Source organism: Deinococcus betulae (genome assembly GCF_020166395.1).
Classification (GTDB): domain Bacteria; phylum Deinococcota; class Deinococci; order Deinococcales; family Deinococcaceae; genus Deinococcus; species Deinococcus betulae.
Genome location: NZ_JAIQXU010000001.1, coordinates 82419 through 101367 on the forward strand (window position 1 = coordinate 82419; position 18949 = coordinate 101367).

Below are 18949 nucleotides of genomic sequence, written 5' to 3' on the forward strand. Positions count from 1 at the left end.
CTGTGAGACCGTTCCCTCCCCCAACCTCATTCCACAGCCTTCAGTCTCCTTTCCACTTACCCCACGTCGGTCAGGATGGGTGAACGGAAGCGGTCGTCGGGCGTGTACACCCAGCGGCGGCGACTGAGCAGGGCCACCCCCAGACTGACAGCGGCCACCAGCGCCAGATGGCCCATGAAGACCCAGTATTGCCCCTCGAATGCCCCGAACATCGCCGCGCGCAGGGCGTTCACGACAGCTGTGACCGGAATTACCGTATGGATCGCCTGAAACACCGGGCCAGAAAGTTCGACGGGGTAACTGCCCCCACTGGCAGCCAGCTGCACGATCAGCAGAATCAGGGCCAGGACGCGCCCAGCCGGGCCAAACAGCAGGTTCAGGGCAACCACGACCAGCAGAAAGGTCAGGCTGGCCGCCAGGGCCGTCAGCACCACCAGCGCCGGGCTGAGCAGATGAACGTCCAGCAGGTGCAGGCCCGCGACCACCAGCAGCGCCTGCCCCAGCACAATCAGGCCAGGTTGCGCCAGCTTGCGCAGCACACGGGCCGCCTGCGAGGTCTGCCGGCCACTGGCGGGCAGCAGCAGATACGGAAAGATAAAGGTGGTCATGGTAACCCCCACCCACAGCGCCAGGGCCACAAAGTAGGGCGCGAAAGCGTTGCCGTTGTTGGGCACGTCGGCAAAGGTCTGGGTACGCACCTGCACGCTCTGGGCTAGGCCTTCAGGGTCACCGCCTAGGTCCTCGGTGGTGGCAGGGATTTCGCGGCGCAGGCGGGCCAAGCCGTCCGCTAACTGCCCGGCACCACTGGCGAGGTCAGTGGCCCCAGCCTGCACCTTCTGGGAGCCTGCCGCCAGATCACCCGTGCGGGCCGCCAGGACCCCGGCACTCTGGGCCAGCTGGTCAGCGCCGCTGCTCAGTTTTGTCAGCTCGGCCTGGGCCGGCACCTTGCGGTTGATTTGCCCCAGCGCCGCGCCCAGCTTGACGCTGCCGTCGGCCAGCTTGGTGACACCAGTCTGCACCTTGGCGGCGCCGCCGGCCAGTTGTCCGGCTCCTGTCGCCGACGCGCGGCTGCCCTGGACCAGCGTTTGCGTTCCCTGCTGAAGTCGGGCCGCGCCGCCCTGCACCTGGGCCGCGCCTTTGGCCAGGGCCGCGGCGCCCGTGGCTGCTTGCTGGGCGCCCTGCCCGGCGGCGGTTAGGCCCTGGGCCAGCGTCTGGGCACCGGCCTCCAGCCGTGCGGCGCCCGCCGTCACCGGCTGTCCAGCTGGCAGCGCCCGGCGCAGGGTCCCGGACTGGCCACCCAGTTCAGTAGCACCGGCCTGAAGCTCGTTCAGGCCGCCGGCCAGCGCCGGCAGGTCTTTGGCCAGCCGGGCGCTGCCTGTTCCCACCTGCGCTGCCCCGCCCGTGAGGGTGCGCGCGGCGGTCGCCAGGTCCCCGCTGCCAGCGGCCAGTTTCTCCAGTTGCCCAGCCAGCTGCCCGGTGCCGGCCGACAGCGCCCGCGCACCCTCTTTCAGTAGGGCGACCTCTGCGCTGGTGGGGGCAGCGGCCTCCAGTTGCCGCAGCGAGCCCGACAGCCGGCCCACGCCGCCCGTCAGGGTGCTCACGCCCCCGGCCAGCTTTCCGGCGCCAGTGGCCAGGTCGGCCGAGCCACTGGCCAGGCGCCCTGCGCCTCGCGTCAGAGTGGCCGCGCCGCTCTGTAACTCCTCAGCGCCGTCCGAGAGCCGCTCTGCACCCGCCACCAGGTCACCAGTGGCCGCACGCAGGTCGGCAAAGCCCTGCTGCACGTCTTTCAGGCTGCTCTGCACCACTTCCCAGCGGCGCTCGCCCAGGTCACGGTTCAGGGTCTCGGCCAGTTCGCCGGCCACCCGGTCAGCCACCGCACTGGCGTAGGCATTCAGGCCCGGCGCCCGGTACAGCCGCAGCAGGCCATGCTCGCTGCTGCGCCCCCCCACGGCCTTGCGGCTGAATTCGGCGGGGATGGTCAGGGCAAAGTACACCTCGCCCCGGCGCACGGCCTCCTCGGCGGCGGCCTGGGTGGGGTAGCGGCGGAAGTCCACAGGAGGGTCGCGGCGCAGTTCGGTCACGAGGTCGTGACCCACATTGACCCGCTTGCCGCGCTGCACAATCCCTTGGTCCAGGTTGACCAGCGCGGCCGGCAGCTGGGGCAACTGCCCCGCCGGGTCCCAGACGCCCAGCAGATATACCGTCACGTAAATGATGGGAATAAACAGAAACAGCGCCGCCGACGCCCACATCAGAGGCGCGCGCCACAGCGAGCGTTCGGCGGGGGTCAGGGCGCGGTAATCCGTGCGGACGGTTAAGCGGGCAGGCGGTCGAGTCATAGGCAGCCTCAGGGCAAGGGAGGAATGGTGGCAAATGGAAAGAAGCACGGTGCTGGGGAGGGCTCGGCTGGAACACAAATTGATGTCTGTTCCATCACGCAAGAGCCATAGCCGGAGAGGCAAGGTGCTGACACCTTGTCAACAAATCTTAGCTTGACATAATTTGACAAAGTGTCAAGTGACTTTCTGTCATCTTGGAGTAGACTGGGCGGGTGACCGCCTCCCCCGCCCGCCGCCTGCCCTCTGCTGACCGCCGCCAGCAGCTGCTGAGCGCCAGTGAAGCGCTGTTTACAGTCCACGGCTTTGAGGCCGTCAGCATGGGGGACATCGCTGTGGCCCTGGGCATTTCGCGGCCCACGGTGTACAGCTATTTCGCTTCCACGGCCGACCTGCTGTCCGAACTGCTGGAAGGCCACCTGGCCGACCTGGAACGGCGGCTGGTGCCACTGCTGACCGGCACCCATACCCAACGGCCGCTGGCCGCTATTTTTCAGCTACTCGTCGGGGAGCGTGCCCTGCTGACCCTGCTGGGCAGCGGCAGCGGCCCCACTTTCGCGGCGCGGCGCCTGGCCGTGCTGGCGGGTCTAGAGGAGCGCCTGTCTCAGAGCCTGCACCCGCCCGAAGGCCGCACCCGCACGCCGTATCTGCTGACCTGTGTCACCCTGTTGCTTCAGGCCACGGCCACCCACGCCGTCACAGCTGGCCTCAGCCCGGACCAGACCGCGCAGCTGGCCGGTACGCTGGAACGCTTTGTCAACGCCGGTCTCCAGGGGCTGGACGATGAAGGTGGGCCCGCGCGCAACCTGTGACACTCCTGTGACTCAGGTCACGTAGACTGACCCCATCAGCGCACAACTAAGAGCAGGGGCGGGCCGGGTGAAGTCCGCAGCGCACGGAGCCAGAGGCCCAACCCCTCTGGCTTCCTTTTTTGGCCCCCAGCCTCTGCCCTATGCTGGCGCACATGACACCGCACGCAGGCGAAGCGCAGGACACCACCACTGGGGCTCCGCCGACTGACCCGCAGATGGGCCCCGTTTTAGGCACATGCTGGTCTGACGGGAGAGGCCTGTGACCTCCTCTCAGGCGGCCCTCCTCTCTGCCCTGCCTGCTGGCAGCACGGTTCTGATTACGGGGGCCACGGGCGGCATTGGCCTGGTCACGGCGCGCGAGTTGGCGCAGCAGGGGCACCGCGTCCTGCTCGTGGGCCGCAACCCCAGCCGCACCGAGGCCGCTGCACAGGCCACGGGCGCGGCCAGGACATTCCTGGCGGACCTCTCGGAACTGAGGCAGGTCCGGCGGCTGGCGCAGGAGGTTGCCGCGCAACTCCCCCAGCTGGACCTGCTGGTCAACAATGCCGGCGCCCTGTACACCCAGCGCCAGGAAACCCGCGAGGGCATCGAGCAAACCTGGGCCCTGAATCACCTCTCGCCCTTTCTACTGACGCGCGAGCTGCTGCCGCTGCTGCGCCAGTCGGCAGCGCCGCGCGTGGTGACGGTGGCCAGCGCCGCACACGCTTTCGGGCGCCTGCGGCTGGACGACCCCGAGTTCCGCCGGGGCTACGGCGGCTGGGCGGCCTACGCCCAGAGCAAGCTGGCCAACATCCTGTTTGCCCGCGAACTGTCCCGGCGTGAACCCGGTCTGCTGAGCAGCAGTGTGCACCCCGGCATGGTCGCCACCGGCTTCGCCCACAACAACGGCGGCTGGCTCAGCCGGGCTTACCGCCTCATTGACCGCTTCGCCCTGACACCAGAAGAGGGCGCCCAGACCACCCTGCACGCGGCCACGGCGCCCCTGGCCGCGTCTGGGCGGTACTACAGCAACAGGCGCGAGGCAACCCCAGCCCCCCAGGCCCAGGATGACGGCGCCGCCCTGAGGCTGTGGAGTCTGAGTGAGGCATATCTGGCAGACCTGTAAGGCAGCCAGAGCAAATGACAGTGACAGAACTATGGCGTGAGCAGGGCGCCGGCTTGTCCTGCCGGTGTGCCTTGCTTTCCGAGCACTCCTCTATCAGGCGGGTGATTCAGGATTTCTGTTGAACCACAACCCGCTGTCAGCTTCAGCTCAACAGGAGGAAACCGGAGTCCTCAAAGTAAAGCAGTAGGGCCGTGAAGAGTCTCCACTCCGACCAGTTTTCGCCAGGCTGGCAGCCAAGGTGTGCAAGGTCGAGAGTGGCTTTGACAAGTCAGTTCATGCCCAGAAGTGAACGTCATCCCTGAACGCCGTATCAGCGCTCTTGGACACCGTGAACCGGGGTGACCAGAACCGTCGCCCTGACTGTTCAACACTTCTCGCTCCGTTCTCAGTGCGGCCTGCTCACCTACTTCTCGCGGACCAGGCCGCTCTGCAAAAACTCCTGCACCATCAGTTCCAGGTCGTGCAGCGCCTCGTCTGAGCGCATGGCGTACTCAGCCGGACTCAGGTCTTCGCCCAGGGCGCGCAGGAAGGCCAGGCCAGGCGCCCCATGCCGCGTGCGAAAGGCCTGGTGAACACCCGTAATGGCGTTCAGGGCGTCTTTGCCCCGAAGGGTCAGGGCGTACTGGTGGTGCGCCCAGCCGGCCAGGCTGCGCGGCAGAATCAGGGTCTGGGGGCGCAGGGGGGCCGGAAAGGCGCCCTCGTAGGGCAGGGTGGCCGGCATGGTGGCCACAATCTCGCCGCGCACATAGAAGATGGCGCCGGTAGGCCGGGCATGCAGGCCAGTGAAGTCCTCGGTCAGATTGAACTTCCAGGCGCGCGACCCGATGCCGCTCAGGACGTGGGCCAGCGGGGCGTCCAGGGGATAGGCGCTAAGGGACGCCCCCTGTTCATAGAGGCTCAGCAGTTCGCCCAGGGCCTGCTCGCCCGTGGCGCTCCCGGCGGCGGCCGTCACTGCTCGGCCTTCGAACAGCAGCACGTAGGCGCTGTGGTCGCCCAGGGCAGCCAACAGGTAGCCGTACCAGCTCTGTTCGTGCAGGTACTTGAGAAAGGCGTGCAGGTCGCAAAAGCTGTGATTGAGACCCGCGTGCGCGGCGCTGGCCTGGGGCAGAAAACGTGCTAGGAAAGGGGCGGCGCCCGGAAACATGGGCGGCAGTTCGGCAATCAGCTCGGCCAGTTCTGGCTCGGGGTCAGGGGTGGAGGGCGGCTGAGCCGGGCGACCTTTTGGCCGGGCCGGGTCCTGGGGGGGCAGGCTAGCGTCAGTCATCGCGTCCTCCACTCCGGAGCGTCAACAGCCCTGAGGACAGCATATTTACTGCGCCTCGGGCAGCGGCGCGGCGCCCAGCGTCAGCTCGCTGGCCCCGTCATCCAGGCGCCGCGCGCCGTCCCGGAAGCGCGCCGCATTGTGAATGTAGCGCTGCGCGTTTCCGCCGCTGGGGGCGGGGCGCACCACCCGTGCCGGCACCCCCACCGCCAACATGCCGTCTGGCACATGGGCGCCCTCGGGTAGCACCGCCCCGGCCCCAAGCATGGCGCCCGCGCCCAGGCTGGACCCACTGAGCATGATGGCCCCCATGCCGACCAGACTGCCCGGCCCACAGGTGGCGCCGTGAACCACGGCCCGGTGGCCCACCGTGACCCGCTCCATCAGGGTGCAGGGCCAGCCCGCGTCGGTGTGCAGGACCGCGCCGTCCTGCACGTTGCTGCCGGGCCCCACCGTGATGGCTTCCAGGTCGCCGCGCAGCACCGCGCCGTACCACACGCTGGCCTGCGCCGCGACCGTCACCTGACCGATGATGTCGGCACTGGGCGCCAGAAACGCAGAGGGGTGGATATCGGGGACGTGCCCGTCCAGGGCGTAGCGGGGCATGACTTCCTCCGGGGGCCACGGTCACGGGCGGGGCAGGCCAGGGCCGCAGCGTCCACACGCACTCGGGGCAGGGGTTGAGTTGCCGCCCAGGGTAGCACGCGCCGCCGCGCCCAGCGCCCTGCTGTCTGGTGGGCGACGCCCGCTGAGCCGCCAAGAAAACTTCACGTCCCTGCGCGCCAGCTTCGCCGCCCTCCCCTGCCCCTCAGGGCCGCTTCAGACCGGGGCCTGAGCCGGCAAGCCTTATCTGGTCAACTGACCCCGGCACCCCCTCTGACCCACAGGCCTGCACATCCGGTCATCATAAACATGCGATAATCGCCCCGTCTCCGTTTGAAGCGCCGCCGTTAAATTCCGTCCAGAGGACAGGAATTTGGCCGCTTCAGGCTGTGATGCAAGGAGAGTTATGGCGCAAGGTCGAGTGAAGTGGTTTAACGTCGAGAAGGGCTACGGCTTCATCGAGCATCCCGGCAACCCGGACGTGTTCGTGCATTACAGCGCCATCCAGAGCGGCGGCTTTCGCAAGCTGAACGAGGGCGATGAAGTGGACTTTGAAGTCGAGGCCGGGCAGGGCAGCAAGGGCCCCCAGGCCAAAAATGTCGTGGTGACCACGGCCGCGCCAGCTCCGGCTGGTGGGGACATGGCCCGCAGCAGCCGCTGGTAGGTTTTCTCTTTCCTGGTGGCCGGCCCCTGGGCGCCGGCCCTCTTCTTTTGCCCGGCGCTCAGGCCCGTACATGCGGCCCGCGCCGGGGCCCCAGCCAGATAGGATGCAGCCATGATCGACGCCCACGCGGCCCTCAGCGGCCTCAATTCTCCCCGGCCAGAGCCAGCGTCTCTGTCCACGCCGGCAGTCAGCCACCACGCCCTGTCCTTTACCGGCCAGGCCGGCGAATACTTCCGGGTCTGGATTGTCAACGTGGCGCTGACCCTGGTGTCGCTGGGGCTGTACATGCCCTGGGCGCGGGTGCGCACGCGGCAGTACATGTACGGGCATACCTGGCTGGACGGCCAGAACTTCGAGTACCGCGCCAACCCCTGGGCGCTGCTGCGCGGCTACCTGCTGGTGAGCGGGCTGGCGGTGCTGTACAGCCTGGCGCTGCGCTCTGAAAACACCGTTTTTATCGTTCTGGGCCTGGTGCTGCTGCTGGTCTACGCGGGGTTTTATCCCTGGCTGGTCAGGCAATCCCTGCGCTTTCAGGCGGTCAACACCGTTCACCGGGGGCTGCGCTTCTCGTTTCAGGGGTCGGTGGGCGAGGCCTACGTCGCCTACGGCGCGGCCAACGTGGTCTCCGGGCTGTTTGGGCTGGCCCTCCCCTGGGCGTGGTTCATGCAGCGGCAGTATCAGGTGAACAACCTGGCCTACGGCACGGCCCGCGCCCGCTTTCGCGGGGACGTGGCGCCCTTCTTTATGATTGGACTGACCGGCGTGGGGCTGGTGATCGGCGGCGGCCTGGTGGCCCTGCTGCTGGTCGCCATCGTGGGCACGCTGGTCGCTGGGCTGGGCAATTGGGGGGATATCAGCGATCTGTTTGAGGCCGACACCCCTCCTGCGGCCTTCTTCGTGGCGGCCGGAGCCATCTATCTAGGCGCCCTGCTGCTGTACGCCGTGGCCTGGCAGTATGTGCGCGCCGCTGTGATGGCTTATGTGCTGAACAACGCCGAGCTGGGCGGCGTGGTGCGCACCGGCGCGACGTTCTCGCCGTGGCGTCTGGTGTGGATTGGCGTGACCAACACGGCCGCGCAGATTCTGACCCTGGGGCTGGCTACTCCCTGGGCGACCATTCGCCGCACGCGCTATGTCCTTGAAGGCATTGGGGTGCGCAGCTTGGTGCCGCTGGACACCTTCACCGGCCAGGCCGCGCACGAGGAATCCGCCTTGGGTGAAGCGGCCTCTGAGCTGCTGGACATTCAGGTGGGGTTCTGAGATGACCGGCACGACGGTCATGCGCGTCAGTGGCGTGTATTTCGATGGCCGCAGCAGCCGCCCCCACCCGGCCCAGGCCGAGCTGAGCGCCGGAGGCGCCGCCCTGACCCTAACCGGCGAGGGGCCGCAGGGGCTGTATCGCTGGGCCGCCTCACAGGTCAGCGTGGACCCGGCCATTCCCGGTGTGCGCCGTAGCCTGAAGTTTCCCGACGGCAGCCGCTTTGAAACCCCCGACGACGACGCTGTGCGCCGCTGGGAACGCCTGACCGGCCGCAACCGCGTCCTGAGTGGCGTGCGCGGCCTGGAGGCCCGCTGGAGCAGCGCCCTGGGCGCCCTGGTGGTGGCCGGCGCCCTGATGGGCGCTTTTGTGGTCTGGGGCATTCCGGCCCTGGCGGCGCAGGCGGCCAACGTGACCCCGCGCAGCGTCCTGGCCACCTTTGACCGCGAAACGCTGGAATTGCTGGAGCACGAGGATCTGCTGGGACCGTCCGAGCTGAGCGCCGCCCGGCAGGCCCAGTTACAGGCCGCCTTTGCCCCGGTGCGCGACTGGGCCGGGGGCGGCTACCCTTACCGTCTGCTGCTGCGCGACGGCGAACCGGGCAATAAGGCCGGGCTGGGGGCCAACGCCTTTGCCCTGCCCAACGGCACCATTGTGATGACCGACCAGCTGGTGGCGCTGGCGCGCAGTGACCGCGAACTGATTGGCGTGCTGGCCCACGAAACCGGGCATGTCACCGGACGGCATGGGGTGGCGACGGTGTATCAGGCGCTGGGTATCTCGCTGGTCGTGACTGTGCTGACGGGCGACCTGGTGAGCGCCAGCACCTTTGCAGCGGCAGTGCCAGCGGCCATCTTGCAAAGCGGCTATTCACGCGCCGCCGAAACTGGGGCCGACCGGGTGGCGGCGGCCTACATGGAGCGCGCCTACGGCACCACGGCGCCGCTTCAGGCCATCCTGAGACGGCTGGAAGAGGAAGACGACCAGGGGCCAGAAGACGCCTCGCTGCTGGACGTGCTGCGGTCTCACCCGGTCACCGAGGAACGCATCGAACTGCTCAAATCGCTGGATAAGTAAGGTGGACGCCAACCCCGCCGGGGGCAAGCCAACCAGAATTGGCCAGCTCTGCAGGAGAGTGAGGAGGCGACAGCGAGGGCTCGTCAGCCCACTGGTCCAAGTATGTGAAACAAACAGACAGAGCCGGCACGGGAAGCGGCGGTGAACCGGCGCCCATGCTCTAGGCTAACCCGGTGAAGTTGACGGTTCTTTCCACCAGCCTGGACCCGGACAGCCGCAGCGCGTGGCTCTGCGACCTGACTGCCGCGCAGTTGCGCCGCGCCGGGCACGAGGTGACGCACCTGGACCTGCGCGCCCAGCCGCTCCCGCCCTTTGACAATGTGCAGGGGCCGGGCGGCTGCTACGACCACCCCTATGCCGCGCGGTATCACCAGGCTATCCGCGAGGCCGACGGGGTGTTTCTGGGGGTGCCGGTCTACAACTGGGGGTTGGGGTCGGGGGTCAAGGCGCTGGTGGAACTGACGGGCAGCAGCGACGAGGCGCGCGGCCTGCACGGCGCCTGGTTTGACCAGCCCGTGACCTTTCTGGTGTCGGGCGGCCTGGACCACGGCTACCTCAGCCACGGCGCCTTTGCCTTTGGCCTGATGGTGGACTTCCGCTGCGTGGTCAACCCGGACTTCGTGTATGCCACGGGCGCGCACTGGACCGCGCCGGGGATACCCAACGAGTGGCTGGCCGCGCGGCTGGAACGCACAGTGGCGCGGGGCGTGGATCTGGCCGGGCGCCTGCGCGACCGCCCCTACCGCAGCGTGTGGGAACTGTGACCATGAGTGCCTCTCGCGCGCCACTACTACCCCCCACCGAAAAGCCGCGTGTGGTGGTTGAGCACCCTGATTTTTACGTGGTGCAAAAACCCGCGCTGTGGCTGACCCATCCGGTGCGGGCGCGGGTTGACGTGCCAGACGTCTTAACCTACCTGCGCCGCACCACGGGCGAACCCGACCTGGCCCCGCCGCACCGGCTGGACCGCGAGACCAGCGGCGCGCAGGTACTGTCCCGCGACCGCGAAGCTGCGCAGCGCTTTTTTACCCTGTTCAAGACGCATCTGGTGGGCAAAACGTACCTGGCCATCGTGCATGGCACACCGGACTGGGAGCGCCAAACCCTGGACGCTCCCCTGGGCGACCTGGGACTGGGTGGCGCCAACCGGATTGCCATTCGGCAGGCGGTGGTGCCGGACGGCCGCCCGGCGGTCACGGACTTCCGGGTGGTCGAGCGGCGGGCCGGCCACGCGCTGATAGAAGCCTTTCCCCGCAGTGGACGCCTGCACCAGATTCGCGCGCATCTGGCGCACCTGGGGTTGCCCATGGTGGGGGACAAGATCTATGGCCGCGACCCCAGTGTCTTTCTGGAGTTCATGGAGGTGGGCCAGACCCCGGAACTCACGGCCCGTCTGGGGCTGCCCCGGCAGGCGCTGCATGCCGCGCGCATCGCCTTTCCGTGGGGGGGCACGCAGTTCAGCGCGCAGGTACCCCTGGCCAGCGATCTTCAGGCGTACTGGGACGCGCTGCTGCCGGGGTAAGGGGGCGCCGAGGCTCAGGCGACTGCTGTCACGCCAGCCTGCTGCTGTTCTGTAGCTTCGGCCTGTTGACACATCAGGAGAGAGTCGGTGAGCTGACGCCATGCCCGTCAGGTCCACGTTGTCTTCTGCTCGCTTGCTTATGCGGAGTCCGCTGAGTTGCAACACAGCAAAGAAAGGCACCGTCTGCGCGTCCATATCGTGGAATCCGCATCTGTTCCTTCTCCTGCGTCGCTTTTCAAGTCTGCTGTGCCGCTGTCCAAGGCCGCTCGGATGCCACCCGGCATTCTGCTTGATTCAATCGGAGTCTATATTACATTGTTGGCTCGACCTGTGACCCCTCTGTCCAGAGCCACTCAGCTTCAATCGTGGTGGCCACAAGAGAGTCAGCGCCCGCATGAGGACCTGAGGGCGGTGGTCAGCGCTAAAGGGGTGGCCCCAGTGCCCCCGGCGTAACGTGGCTGGCGCGTTCTGCCTCCCCAATACACAACAGAGACCCTTGACCCCTCCAGGTCACCTGAGCCGCCCGCTGCTTCAGCGGCCCCGTATACTCGCCGCACATGACTGCCCTGTCCCCCGAACGCCCGCGCGTCAGCCCGTGGGTGCTGTCTGCGTTCTGGTTTGGCACCGCCTTTCACTGGCTGCTGCTGCTGCTGATCCTGATGCCCGCCAACGTGGTGACCTTTGTGGGGGACGAGCGCAAGGGCACGTACCTGGGCCTGCTGGCCGGCATTGGGGCCATCATGGCGCTCGTGCTGCCGCCGCTGGTGGGCGCCCACAGCGACCGCACCGGCAAGCGGCTGCCGTACCTGAAGTTGGGGCTGGGCGTCAATCTGGCCGGTCTGGGGGTGATGGCGCTGGCCGTGACCCTGGTGCCGGGCCTGCCGGGCTTCTGGGTGTACCTGCTGGGCTTCTTGCTGGTGCAGTTTGGCAACAACTACGCCACTGCCCCGTATTCCGCCCTGATTCCCGAACTGGTGCGCCCCGAGGCGCGGGGGCGTTACAGCGGCGTGATGGCCATGTTGCAGGCGCTGGGGCAACTGCTGGCGGCCGTGTCGGCGTTTGCGGTGGGCGCCCTGCACCTGCCTGTTCTGGCCTCGTTCGTCCTCATTGCCGCCATGCTCTTTGTGCCCGCGCTGGTCACCCTGCGCGGCGTCCCTGAACCCGATACGGTGGTGGCCCGCGATCCACACGCGCCGACCCTCAGCTGGCAGCAGCTATTCGCCCACCAGCCCTTCTTGTGGGTTTTTGTCACGCGGGTGCTGTTTGCGCTGGGGCAGTATTCGGTGCAGCCCTTCTTGCAGTACTACAACAAGGACGTGCTGCGTCAGAGTGACCCCGGCACCAGCACCAGCATCATGCTGGCGTGCATCATCGTGGGCAGTATCGCCTCGGCGCTGGTGGGGGGGCGGATCAGCGACCGCATTGGGCGCAAACCCGTGATTTACGTGGCGGGCAGCGTGATGGCCGGGGCGGCCCTGCTGCTGCTGGTGGCCCCCAGCTTTGGCGCGGCGCTGGCCCTGGCGCTGGCCTTTGGTCTGGGCTACGGCGCCTTTAGTTCGGTGGACTGGGCACTGGGCAGCGACGCCATGCCCAGCCAGAGCAGCTTTGCCCGTGACATGGGCATCTGGCATGTTGCGTTCGTGGGCCCGCAGATGACAAGTGCGCCGCAGGGCGCCCTGCTGGACTGGGGCAACGCGCAGGGCGGCAATCTGGGCTACACCCTGGTTTTCGGCATTGCCGCGCTGTTTTTTGTGCTGGGCGTGGTGCTGGTCAGAAACGTTCCCGAGCGCGCCCACGCCCGCGCGGCGGCCTGAAGCCATAGGTGTCCTGGCGCACTTGACTGGGCGACCGCACCTTTCTTCAGGACATCTTGGGGCAGCGTTCAGACGGTGGGGCACCTTTCAATTCCGCTGCCCCGCCTCATGAGACGGTGACGCCATGACCACGACCCGCGAGGAAGCCCTGAACAAAGTGGGCGAGCTGATTCAAGACGTGAAGTTTGCCATGCTGACCGTAACGGACGAACACGGCCACCTGAAGGGCCACCCTATGACCACGCAGGACGTGGAATTTGACGGCGACATCTGGTTCCTGGGTGGCAAGGACACCGAGCAGGTGCGCAACATGGGCGCCCGGCCACAGGTCAATGTCAGCTACTCGCGCCCCGATAAAGGCATCTACGTAAGTGTGCGCGGCGCGGCCAGCCTGGTCGAGAACCGCGCCAAGCTGGAACAGGTCTGGAGTGACTTCTACAAGGCCTATTTCCCCGAAGGCATTGATGACCCCAACATTCAGCTCATTCGTATTGAAGCCGATGGCGCCGAATACTGGGAAAGCGACGGCAAGGTGCGCAGCCTGATTGGGCTCGCCAAGGGCCTGCTGACCGGCAAGGAAGCCAAGCAGGGCGAGAACGAAACCGTCAATCTGTAAGCACAAGAGGCACCGCCCCCGACACTCTGGCGTCGGGGGCGGTGCTGTTAGGCGGTCAAGAGCGGGCTCAAGCCCGTCATTCCCGTCTTACTTCAGGCTCTTGATCACAGCTTGGGTGAGGTTCGTTGCGCTTTCGTTGGCATACACCACCAGGCTGGTCTGGGCGGCCACCTGCTCATCCAACACCACGCTGTAGCCGTTGGCCTTGGCGACCTTGGCCACCGCCGCATTCAGTTTGGTGGCCAGCGGCGCAAATGTGGTGTCAATACGCTTGGCGTAGTCGGCGCGGGCCGCGCTGTAGGCCTGCTGCGCCTTAGTCAGCGCCGCGCGGTCAGCAGCGCTGCGGCTGGCGGCAGCCTTGGCATTCAGCTCGCTCAGCGCTTTCTCTTTAGCGGCCAGGTCGGCGGCAACCTTGCTGTTCAGGTCCAGGTACGCCTTGCTTTCGGGCAGGGCTTTGACGGCCTGCTGCACATTCACGATGCCCAGGCGGGATTTGGCCTGCTGGGCGTGCGGCACAGTGGCCAGCAGGGCCAGAGGCAGAAGAAACAGAAATCGGGTCATGCGGCGAGCCTCCTGTAGGTGGGGCAACAACAAGGCCCCGCGCACCACCAGGCGGGGCAGGCGGGGCCAGTTCGGGTTACTTGACGGCCTTGGCCACGGCGTCGGTAATCTCGGCAGTGGCGTCGGCGTAGATCACCAGGCCGCTCTTGGACGCGACGTCGCGGTCCATGATGATGCCGTACCCGTTGCTCTTGGCCACGGCACTAATCGCCGTGTCCACGGCTTTTTCCACAACCGCAATCTTGGGCTGCATCTGCTTGTCGTAGGCGTCGGCCTTGGACTGAATCGTCTTCACCAGCGTTTCGCGCGTCTGCTTGTCGGCGGCGGTGGCCGCCGTGCCCTTGGCGTCAATGGCCTTGATCTGCTTGTCAATGGCGCCCAGTTCAGCGTCCGCCTTCTTCTGAATCTCCTGAATTTCCTTGTCGGCGGGGTGAGCGGCCAGCAGTTTGGCCACGTCGACAAAACCAACTTTTTGAGGCGTCGTCTGGGCGTGGGGTGACACCGTACCCAGGCCGAACGCAGCCGCAAGGGCCAGGGGAGCAGTAATTTTGGCGCTAATCTTCATGGTCGGCAACGTAGCACGCATGTTTCTGAGCCGAATGAAGGCCCTCAGAGCCGCTTCACATGTGGGATCAGGCGGCGGTCAGGGCAACTGGCCCGCACCTGAGCCTCTAGACTGGGGGTCATGCTTGTACGCGACTGGATGACCCGTGACCCCGTGACTGTCACGCCCGACACACCTGTCATGGACGCCCTGCGGGTGCTGAAAGAAGGGGGCTTTCGCCGCCTGCCGGTGGTACAGGATGGCCGCTTGGTCGGGATTACCACGCGCAAGGACCTCAAAGACGCCATGCCCAGCAAGGCCACGACCCTGAGCGTCTGGGAACTGAACTACCTGCTGAGCAAGCTGACCGTTGAAGAAATGATGGCCCGCCCGGTGGTCACCGCCGCCGAAGGCGAATACATGGAAGACGCTGCGCTGCGGATGCAGGAGCACCATGTGGGCGGCCTGCCGGTGCTGAATGACGCCGGGCAGCTGAGCGGCATCATCACCACAATGGACGTGCTGCGCGCCTTTACCGGCATTCTGGGCATGCGCGAGGGGGGCAAGCGCCTGACCCTGGACATGCCCGACGTGCCCGGCAGCCTGGAGCGCGCCACCGGCGCCATCTTGCCCAGCAACATCATCAGCGTGGCAACATTTGGCGGGGAAAATGGCCGCCGCCGCTTCGTGATGCGGGTCAACGGCGACGGAGTAAGCGACGTGCGCCAGCGCGTGCAGGCCACCGGCATTGAAGTGATGGACTGATCACAGAACCCAGATCAATTGAGCAGGCAGCGGCGTCCACAAAACAGAGGGACGCCGCTGCGGCTCATAGGCCATGAACCAGGCCGCCTGAACACCTACGGCAAAAGGCCCGGCCGCCACATCCGACCGGGCCTCTTCCCTCTTTTCTTTACAGCAGGGACAGCGCGTATTCGCCCATCAGGCGCGGGATATTGACGCCCGTGGTCGCCACCGAGTTCTTGAATTCCATCGTGTGGTTGATCTCGATAATCTTCAGGCCGCCCCACTCGTTCTGGGCCTGCGGGTCTTCGACGAGGTCAATGGCGACAATCTGGCCATGAACGGCGGCGGCGGCGCGCACCGCCAGGTCGGCCAGTTCAGGCGTGACGGGGCAATTGCTGGCCTTGGCCCCCCGCGCCGTGTTGGTAATCCAGTGCTCGCTGGTGCGGTAGATGGCGCCGATACACTGGCCGCCCACCACAAAAGCGCGGATGTCGCGCCCCGGCTTGTTCACCAGTTCCTGCACGTAGAAGATGCCGTGCTGGGGGCCGCCCAGCACTTCCTTATGCTCGATGACGGCCTCGGCGGCGGCGCGGTCATTCAGGCGGCTGACCATGCGGCCCCAGGAGCCCACGGTGGGCTTGAGCACCACCGGGTAACCCAGGTCTTCGATCAGGGCCAGGGCCGTTTCGCCGTCAAAGGCCACGCCGGTGCGCGGGGTCGGCAGCCCGGCGGCATGCAGCGCGGCGTTGGTGGCCAGTTTATCGCCGCACAGTTCGATGACGTGCGCCGGGTTGATCACCTTGACCCCAAAGCCTTCCAGTGCGCGGGTAACGCCGTGACCCCGACTCTGGCTGACGCAGCGTTCGAGGGCCACGCGCCAGGGCACGGCCGCGCGGCCCTGGTCATCGAAGGTCACCTTCAGGTGCGGGGTATACACCTTGTCGTAGGGCGTGCCCAGCGCGTCCAGGGCCTCAAAGAGCATCTTTTCATCCGGACGAATCCGGTCATACAGCACGGCAAGATCAGCCATAGCGCTGTCCAGGGCAGGCAAAGCGGCGGGCGGTCAGGTGCAGGCGCCAGCGGGGCCCCACCCGACCGCCCTGAGGCCGCCTTACTCGCCCCAGTCCTCCGCTTCCTGCGGGGCCGCTTCCAGGCGGGGGGGGTCCACCGAGACCACCTCGTACTCCACGCCAGTTTCGTCGTCGGTCACAAGCTCGCCCAGTTCGGGGCTGGTCAGTTCGATGGTGGCACCCGTATCGGGATTTTCAAATTGAATGATAGTCATCTTTATCTCCTCGCGTTTGATAGGTTAAACGATCTTATACTTAGCAAACGATGCTGACTAGACAACCTTAGCGGGTCTCGACTTCATCGTCGGCCAGTTCCAGTTCGAATTTGGCCTTGCAGTGGGGGCAGGTCATCAGGCTGACCTCCACGCCGTCCTGGGCGCGGGTGGTGGGGGCCGCCGCCAGCATCTCGGTCGTGACCTCAAATTCCTCGTCACAGTGGGGGCAGGTCGTCATGGCCCCCAGCAGTTCCAGCTCGAAATCCTCGCCGCCGCCGTTGCGCGTGACCTCCATCTCGCTGTGACAGGCCGCGCAGACAATCACGTCCCCCACCGCCAGCTCGGCTCGGTCAGCGTCGGTGAGTTCCAGCACTTCCGCGCACACGGGGCAATCTACTTCCAGGGTCGCCATGACCCCAGTGTAAGGAGCGTGGCCACTCTGAGGGTCAAGCCCTCTCGCCGGGAAAACGGCCGTGCTTCTTGAAAAACGCCAGGATACTGCCCTCTGCGAGCGCCTCGCGCAGAAATTCGGGGGGTGGGGGCAGCTGCACGGTGCCGCCCGCGTGGGTCAGCAGGCCAGTATTCACATCCAGCGAGACCTCGGCGCCGTCATCCAGCAGGCTGGTCAGGTCGTATTCGAAGGCCGGAATCCCCAGGTTGAGGAGGTTGCGGTAATGAATGCGCGCGAAGCTGGGCGCCACGATGCCGCCGATCTGTAATTTCTTCAGGGCCTGCGGGGCATATTCGCGGCTGGACCCCAGACCCCAGTTGCGTCCGCCGATCAGCACGTCGCCTGGGCGCACCTGCGCGGCAAACTCGGGGCGAATGTAATGAAAGGCGAAGGTTTGAAACACGTCCTCGCCGGCCATAAAGGGGGCAAACTTGCCGGGCAGGATGTCGTCGGTGTTCACGCTGTCGCCAAACTTCCAGAGTCGGGGCATGTCAGGGCGTCCTTTGGGGCATGGGGGCCACGGCGATGGCCTCAATTTCGACCAGCAGGTCGGGGCGAAAGAAGGCGCTCACCTGTACCAGCGTGCTGGCGGGCGGCTGGGCCGTGTCCACGAATTCGTCGCGCACCCGGCGCAGCGTGCCCACCTGCGAGATGTCCAGCACGTACAGGCCCAGTTTGACCACATGGCCAAAGGTCAGGTCAGCGGCAGCCAGGGCGTGGCCGATATTCTGAAAACACTGCCGCGCCTGGGCTTCAAAGTCGCGGCCACCTACCAGAGCGCCCGCCACGTCCAGCGCCACTTGCCCGGAGATGTACAGGGTCCGGCCGCCGCTCACCTCGACCGCCGGGGTGTAGCCCACGGCAGGAGCCAGACCAGACGGCTGAAGGAATCTCACACCGCCGCTCATGCCACGTCCCTCTGTACGTCCTGTGGCAAACCAATGTGGCCCAGCACCGCCGTGGCGGCGGCCACCGCTGGGCTGGCCAGGTAAATCTGCGCGTCCTTGTCGCCCATGCGGCCAATAAAGTTGCGGTTGCTGGTGCTGACACAGACCTCGCCGGGGGCCAACACCCCCTGGTGGCGGCCCATACACGGCCCGCAGCCCGGCGTGCCCAGCACCGCCCCGGCCCGCTGCAGGGTCAGGAGGGTGCCGTCGGCCATCGCCTGCTCCATGACCTCGCTGCTGGCCGGAATCACCAGCAGGCGTGTGCCAGCGGCCACCCGCTGCCCGCGCAGCACCTCGGCGGCGGCGTGCAGGTCCTCAATGCGGCCATTGGTGCAGGTCCCGATAAACACCTGATCCACCCGCAAGCCGCGCAGCGCCGCCACGTCATGCACGTTGTCCACCTCACTGGGGGCCGACATGCGCGGGTTCAGGGCCGAGAGATCCAGCGTCAGTTCCCGGACATAGGTCGCGCCCTCATCCGGGTACACCCACCCAGGCACCTCGTAGCCGTAGCCAGTCAGGATTTCACCGCCCGGCACCACCAGGCCGACTTTGGCGCCGGCTTCGACGCACAGGTTGGCCAGGGTCATGCGTTCCCCCCGTGTAAAGCGGTCTCCGGCGTGCATCTCGATGCTCTGGTAGGTGGCGCCGTCGGCCCCCAGCACCCGGATCATCTCCAGGGCGGCGTCCTTGGCCCCTACCCCAGGGCGCAGGTCGCCGGTGAACGTCACCTTGACGCTCTCAGGCACCTTCAACCAGGTTTTGCCGCTGGCCGCCGCCAGGGCGATGTCCGTGGCGCCCATGCCGCTGCCAAAGGCAGCCACCGCGCCGTAGGTCGTCGAGTGGCTGTCAGACCCCAGCACAATCCAGCCGGGCCGGGCCAGCCCCTCTTCCATCAGCACCTGATGGCAGATGCCGCGCCCCACGTCAAACAGGCGCACGCCGGTGCGGGCAGCGTACTCGCGGGCTTCTTTTTGCGCCTGGGCCACACTGACCGTGCTGGCCGGTGCCACGTGATCAATCACGATGGAGACCCGCTCAGGATATTTGGGGAGGGCCGCCAGGTCGCGCTCCATGCGCTCGATAAAGCTCTGGGCAATAGAGTCCACGACCATCACCTGGTCCACCTCGACCACCGCGAGGTCGCCGGCATACACCCGCTGCGCGCCGCGCTGGGACAGAATCTTTTCCGCCATCGTCTGTGGGCGGAGCTCGAGAACAGTCATGACCCCATCATGCCGCTTTCGGTATTCAGCAGCGTGAGTTTGACTTGAAAACTGCGGCTTTTCTTATCAAACGGAATGGCAAAACGATCCATGATGAGCTTCAACACGCACCACAAGCCC

Annotated in this window: 21 protein-coding genes; 10 read left to right on the top strand and 11 right to left on the bottom strand. The window is 66.6% G+C overall.

The window, feature by feature from the left end:
• Nucleotides 1–56: 56 nt before the first annotated feature.
• The gene (locus tag K7W42_RS00390; protein WP_224571401.1) at nucleotides 57–2339 is read right to left on the bottom strand and encodes a YhgE/Pip domain-containing protein; all 2283 of its coding nucleotides are present in this window, start codon (nucleotides 2337–2339) and stop codon (nucleotides 57–59) included.
• 212 nt (nucleotides 2340–2551) lie between these two features.
• On the opposite strand from K7W42_RS00390, the gene K7W42_RS00395 reads away from it, so the two are divergent.
• Nucleotides 2552–3148: a TetR/AcrR family transcriptional regulator gene (locus K7W42_RS00395; protein WP_224571402.1), complete on the top strand. Its 597-nt coding sequence runs from the start codon at nucleotides 2552–2554 to the stop codon at nucleotides 3146–3148.
• Between the two features lie 259 nt (nucleotides 3149–3407).
• Nucleotides 3408–4253 (top strand): SDR family NAD(P)-dependent oxidoreductase, encoded by an 846-nt coding sequence (locus K7W42_RS00400; protein WP_224571404.1) that lies wholly within the window; start codon nucleotides 3408–3410, stop codon nucleotides 4251–4253.
• A gap of 403 nt (nucleotides 4254–4656) precedes the next feature.
• On the opposite strand, the gene K7W42_RS00405 is transcribed toward K7W42_RS00400, so the two are convergent.
• Both K7W42_RS00405 and K7W42_RS00410 read right to left on the bottom strand, forming a co-directional pair.
• Nucleotides 4657–5517, bottom strand: coding sequence for a hypothetical protein (locus K7W42_RS00405; RefSeq protein WP_369411301.1), 861 nt, complete (start codon nucleotides 5515–5517; stop codon nucleotides 4657–4659).
• A 45-nt stretch (nucleotides 5518–5562) separates the two neighbouring features.
• Complete coding sequence (locus K7W42_RS00410) at nucleotides 5563–6120, bottom strand: gamma carbonic anhydrase family protein (RefSeq protein WP_157458264.1); 558 nt, start codon at nucleotides 6118–6120, stop codon at nucleotides 5563–5565.
• 403 nt (nucleotides 6121–6523) lie between these two features.
• Between K7W42_RS00410 and K7W42_RS00415 the strand changes: the two genes are divergently transcribed.
• The 7 genes from K7W42_RS00415 to K7W42_RS00445 all read left to right on the top strand — a co-directional run bounded on the left by K7W42_RS00415 (nucleotide 6524) and on the right by K7W42_RS00445 (nucleotide 13068).
• On the top strand, nucleotides 6524–6781 hold the full coding sequence (locus K7W42_RS00415) for a cold-shock protein (protein WP_157458265.1): 258 nt from the start codon (nucleotides 6524–6526) through the stop codon (nucleotides 6779–6781).
• Nucleotides 6782–6892: 111 nt separating this feature from the next.
• Nucleotides 6893–8041, top strand: coding sequence for a YjgN family protein (locus K7W42_RS00420; RefSeq protein ID WP_224571406.1), 1149 nt, complete (start codon nucleotides 6893–6895; stop codon nucleotides 8039–8041).
• A gap of 1 nt (nucleotide 8042) precedes the next feature.
• Nucleotides 8043–9116: a M48 family metallopeptidase gene (locus K7W42_RS00425; RefSeq protein ID WP_224571408.1), complete on the top strand. Its 1074-nt coding sequence runs from the start codon at nucleotides 8043–8045 to the stop codon at nucleotides 9114–9116.
• Nucleotides 9117–9289: 173 nt separating this feature from the next.
• A complete protein-coding gene (locus tag K7W42_RS00430; RefSeq protein ID WP_224571411.1) occupies nucleotides 9290–9880 on the top strand; it encodes an NADPH-dependent FMN reductase in 591 nt (196 codons plus the stop codon).
• Between the two features lie 2 nt (nucleotides 9881–9882).
• Nucleotides 9883–10638, top strand: coding sequence for an RluA family pseudouridine synthase (locus K7W42_RS00435; protein WP_224571413.1), 756 nt, complete (start codon nucleotides 9883–9885; stop codon nucleotides 10636–10638).
• A 557-nt stretch (nucleotides 10639–11195) separates the two neighbouring features.
• The gene (locus tag K7W42_RS00440) at nucleotides 11196–12452 is read left to right on the top strand and encodes an MFS transporter (RefSeq protein WP_157458269.1); all 1257 of its coding nucleotides are present in this window, start codon (nucleotides 11196–11198) and stop codon (nucleotides 12450–12452) included.
• A gap of 124 nt (nucleotides 12453–12576) precedes the next feature.
• Nucleotides 12577–13068, top strand: a complete 492-nt coding sequence (locus tag K7W42_RS00445; protein WP_224571415.1) for a pyridoxamine 5'-phosphate oxidase family protein — start codon at nucleotides 12577–12579, stop codon at nucleotides 13066–13068.
• 87 nt (nucleotides 13069–13155) lie between these two features.
• Here K7W42_RS00445 and K7W42_RS00450 read toward each other — a convergent pair whose 3' ends face one another.
• On the bottom strand, nucleotides 13156–13629 hold the full coding sequence (locus K7W42_RS00450; protein ID WP_224571417.1) for an OmpH family outer membrane protein: 474 nt from the start codon (nucleotides 13627–13629) through the stop codon (nucleotides 13156–13158).
• 76 nt (nucleotides 13630–13705) lie between these two features.
• Entirely contained in the window at nucleotides 13706–14194 is a 489-nt protein-coding gene (locus K7W42_RS00455) for an OmpH/Skp family outer membrane protein (RefSeq protein WP_224571420.1), read from the bottom strand.
• A 120-nt stretch (nucleotides 14195–14314) separates the two neighbouring features.
• On the opposite strand from K7W42_RS00455, the gene K7W42_RS00460 reads away from it, so the two are divergent.
• Nucleotides 14315–14938: a CBS domain-containing protein gene (locus K7W42_RS00460; RefSeq protein ID WP_157458273.1), complete on the top strand. Its 624-nt coding sequence runs from the start codon at nucleotides 14315–14317 to the stop codon at nucleotides 14936–14938.
• A gap of 148 nt (nucleotides 14939–15086) precedes the next feature.
• Here K7W42_RS00460 and lysX read toward each other — a convergent pair whose 3' ends face one another.
• From lysX to K7W42_RS00490, 6 genes are all read right to left on the bottom strand, one after another.
• Entirely contained in the window at nucleotides 15087–15950 is an 864-nt protein-coding gene (gene lysX / locus K7W42_RS00465) for a lysine biosynthesis protein LysX (RefSeq protein WP_224571423.1), read from the bottom strand.
• 81 nt (nucleotides 15951–16031) lie between these two features.
• A complete protein-coding gene (lysW, locus tag K7W42_RS00470; RefSeq protein ID WP_224571425.1) occupies nucleotides 16032–16205 on the bottom strand; it encodes a lysine biosynthesis protein LysW in 174 nt (57 codons plus the stop codon).
• Between the two features lie 67 nt (nucleotides 16206–16272).
• Nucleotides 16273–16617 (bottom strand): hypothetical protein, encoded by a 345-nt coding sequence (locus tag K7W42_RS00475; RefSeq protein ID WP_157458276.1) that lies wholly within the window; start codon nucleotides 16615–16617, stop codon nucleotides 16273–16275.
• 34 nt (nucleotides 16618–16651) lie between these two features.
• Entirely contained in the window at nucleotides 16652–17146 is a 495-nt protein-coding gene (locus tag K7W42_RS00480) for a LeuD/DmdB family oxidoreductase small subunit (protein WP_224571427.1), read from the bottom strand.
• A 1-nt stretch (nucleotide 17147) separates the two neighbouring features.
• Nucleotides 17148–17552 (bottom strand): RidA family protein, encoded by a 405-nt coding sequence (locus K7W42_RS00485; RefSeq protein ID WP_224571428.1) that lies wholly within the window; start codon nucleotides 17550–17552, stop codon nucleotides 17148–17150.
• Nucleotides 17553–17560: 8 nt separating this feature from the next.
• Nucleotides 17561–18829 (bottom strand): 3-isopropylmalate dehydratase large subunit, encoded by a 1269-nt coding sequence (locus K7W42_RS00490; protein ID WP_224571429.1) that lies wholly within the window; start codon nucleotides 18827–18829, stop codon nucleotides 17561–17563.
• Nucleotides 18830–18949 lie beyond the last annotated feature (120 nt).

What these genes read in the sequence shown, in the direction of transcription:
- K7W42_RS00390 (WP_224571401.1), bottom strand. Translation starts at nt 2,339, where the DNA reads ATGACTCGACCGCCTGCCCGCTTAACCGTCCGCACGGATTACCGCGCC.
- K7W42_RS00405 (WP_369411301.1), bottom strand. Translation starts at nt 5,517, where the DNA reads ATGACTGACGCTAGCCTGCCCCCCCAGGACCCGGCCCGGCCAAAAGGT.
- K7W42_RS00410 (WP_157458264.1), bottom strand. Translation starts at nt 6,120, where the DNA reads ATGCCCCGCTACGCCCTGGACGGGCACGTCCCCGATATCCACCCCTCT.
- K7W42_RS00415 (WP_157458265.1), top strand. Translation starts at nt 6,524, where the DNA reads ATGGCGCAAGGTCGAGTGAAGTGGTTTAACGTCGAGAAGGGCTACGGC.
- K7W42_RS00420 (WP_224571406.1), top strand. Translation starts at nt 6,893, where the DNA reads ATGATCGACGCCCACGCGGCCCTCAGCGGCCTCAATTCTCCCCGGCCA.
- K7W42_RS00425 (WP_224571408.1), top strand. Translation starts at nt 8,043, where the DNA reads ATGACCGGCACGACGGTCATGCGCGTCAGTGGCGTGTATTTCGATGGC.
- K7W42_RS00435 (WP_224571413.1), top strand. Translation starts at nt 9,883, where the DNA reads ATGAGTGCCTCTCGCGCGCCACTACTACCCCCCACCGAAAAGCCGCGT.
- K7W42_RS00440 (WP_157458269.1), top strand. Translation starts at nt 11,196, where the DNA reads ATGACTGCCCTGTCCCCCGAACGCCCGCGCGTCAGCCCGTGGGTGCTG.
- K7W42_RS00445 (WP_224571415.1), top strand. Translation starts at nt 12,577, where the DNA reads ATGACCACGACCCGCGAGGAAGCCCTGAACAAAGTGGGCGAGCTGATT.
- K7W42_RS00450 (WP_224571417.1), bottom strand. Translation starts at nt 13,629, where the DNA reads ATGACCCGATTTCTGTTTCTTCTGCCTCTGGCCCTGCTGGCCACTGTG.
- K7W42_RS00455 (WP_224571420.1), bottom strand. Translation starts at nt 14,194, where the DNA reads ATGAAGATTAGCGCCAAAATTACTGCTCCCCTGGCCCTTGCGGCTGCG.
- K7W42_RS00460 (WP_157458273.1), top strand. Translation starts at nt 14,315, where the DNA reads ATGCTTGTACGCGACTGGATGACCCGTGACCCCGTGACTGTCACGCCC.
- lysX (WP_224571423.1), bottom strand. Translation starts at nt 15,950, where the DNA reads ATGGCTGATCTTGCCGTGCTGTATGACCGGATTCGTCCGGATGAAAAG.
- lysW (WP_224571425.1), bottom strand. Translation starts at nt 16,205, where the DNA reads ATGACTATCATTCAATTTGAAAATCCCGATACGGGTGCCACCATCGAA.
- K7W42_RS00475 (WP_157458276.1), bottom strand. Translation starts at nt 16,617, where the DNA reads ATGGCGACCCTGGAAGTAGATTGCCCCGTGTGCGCGGAAGTGCTGGAA.
- K7W42_RS00480 (WP_224571427.1), bottom strand. Translation starts at nt 17,146, where the DNA reads ATGCCCCGACTCTGGAAGTTTGGCGACAGCGTGAACACCGACGACATC.
- K7W42_RS00490 (WP_224571429.1), bottom strand. Translation starts at nt 18,829, where the DNA reads ATGACTGTTCTCGAGCTCCGCCCACAGACGATGGCGGAAAAGATTCTG.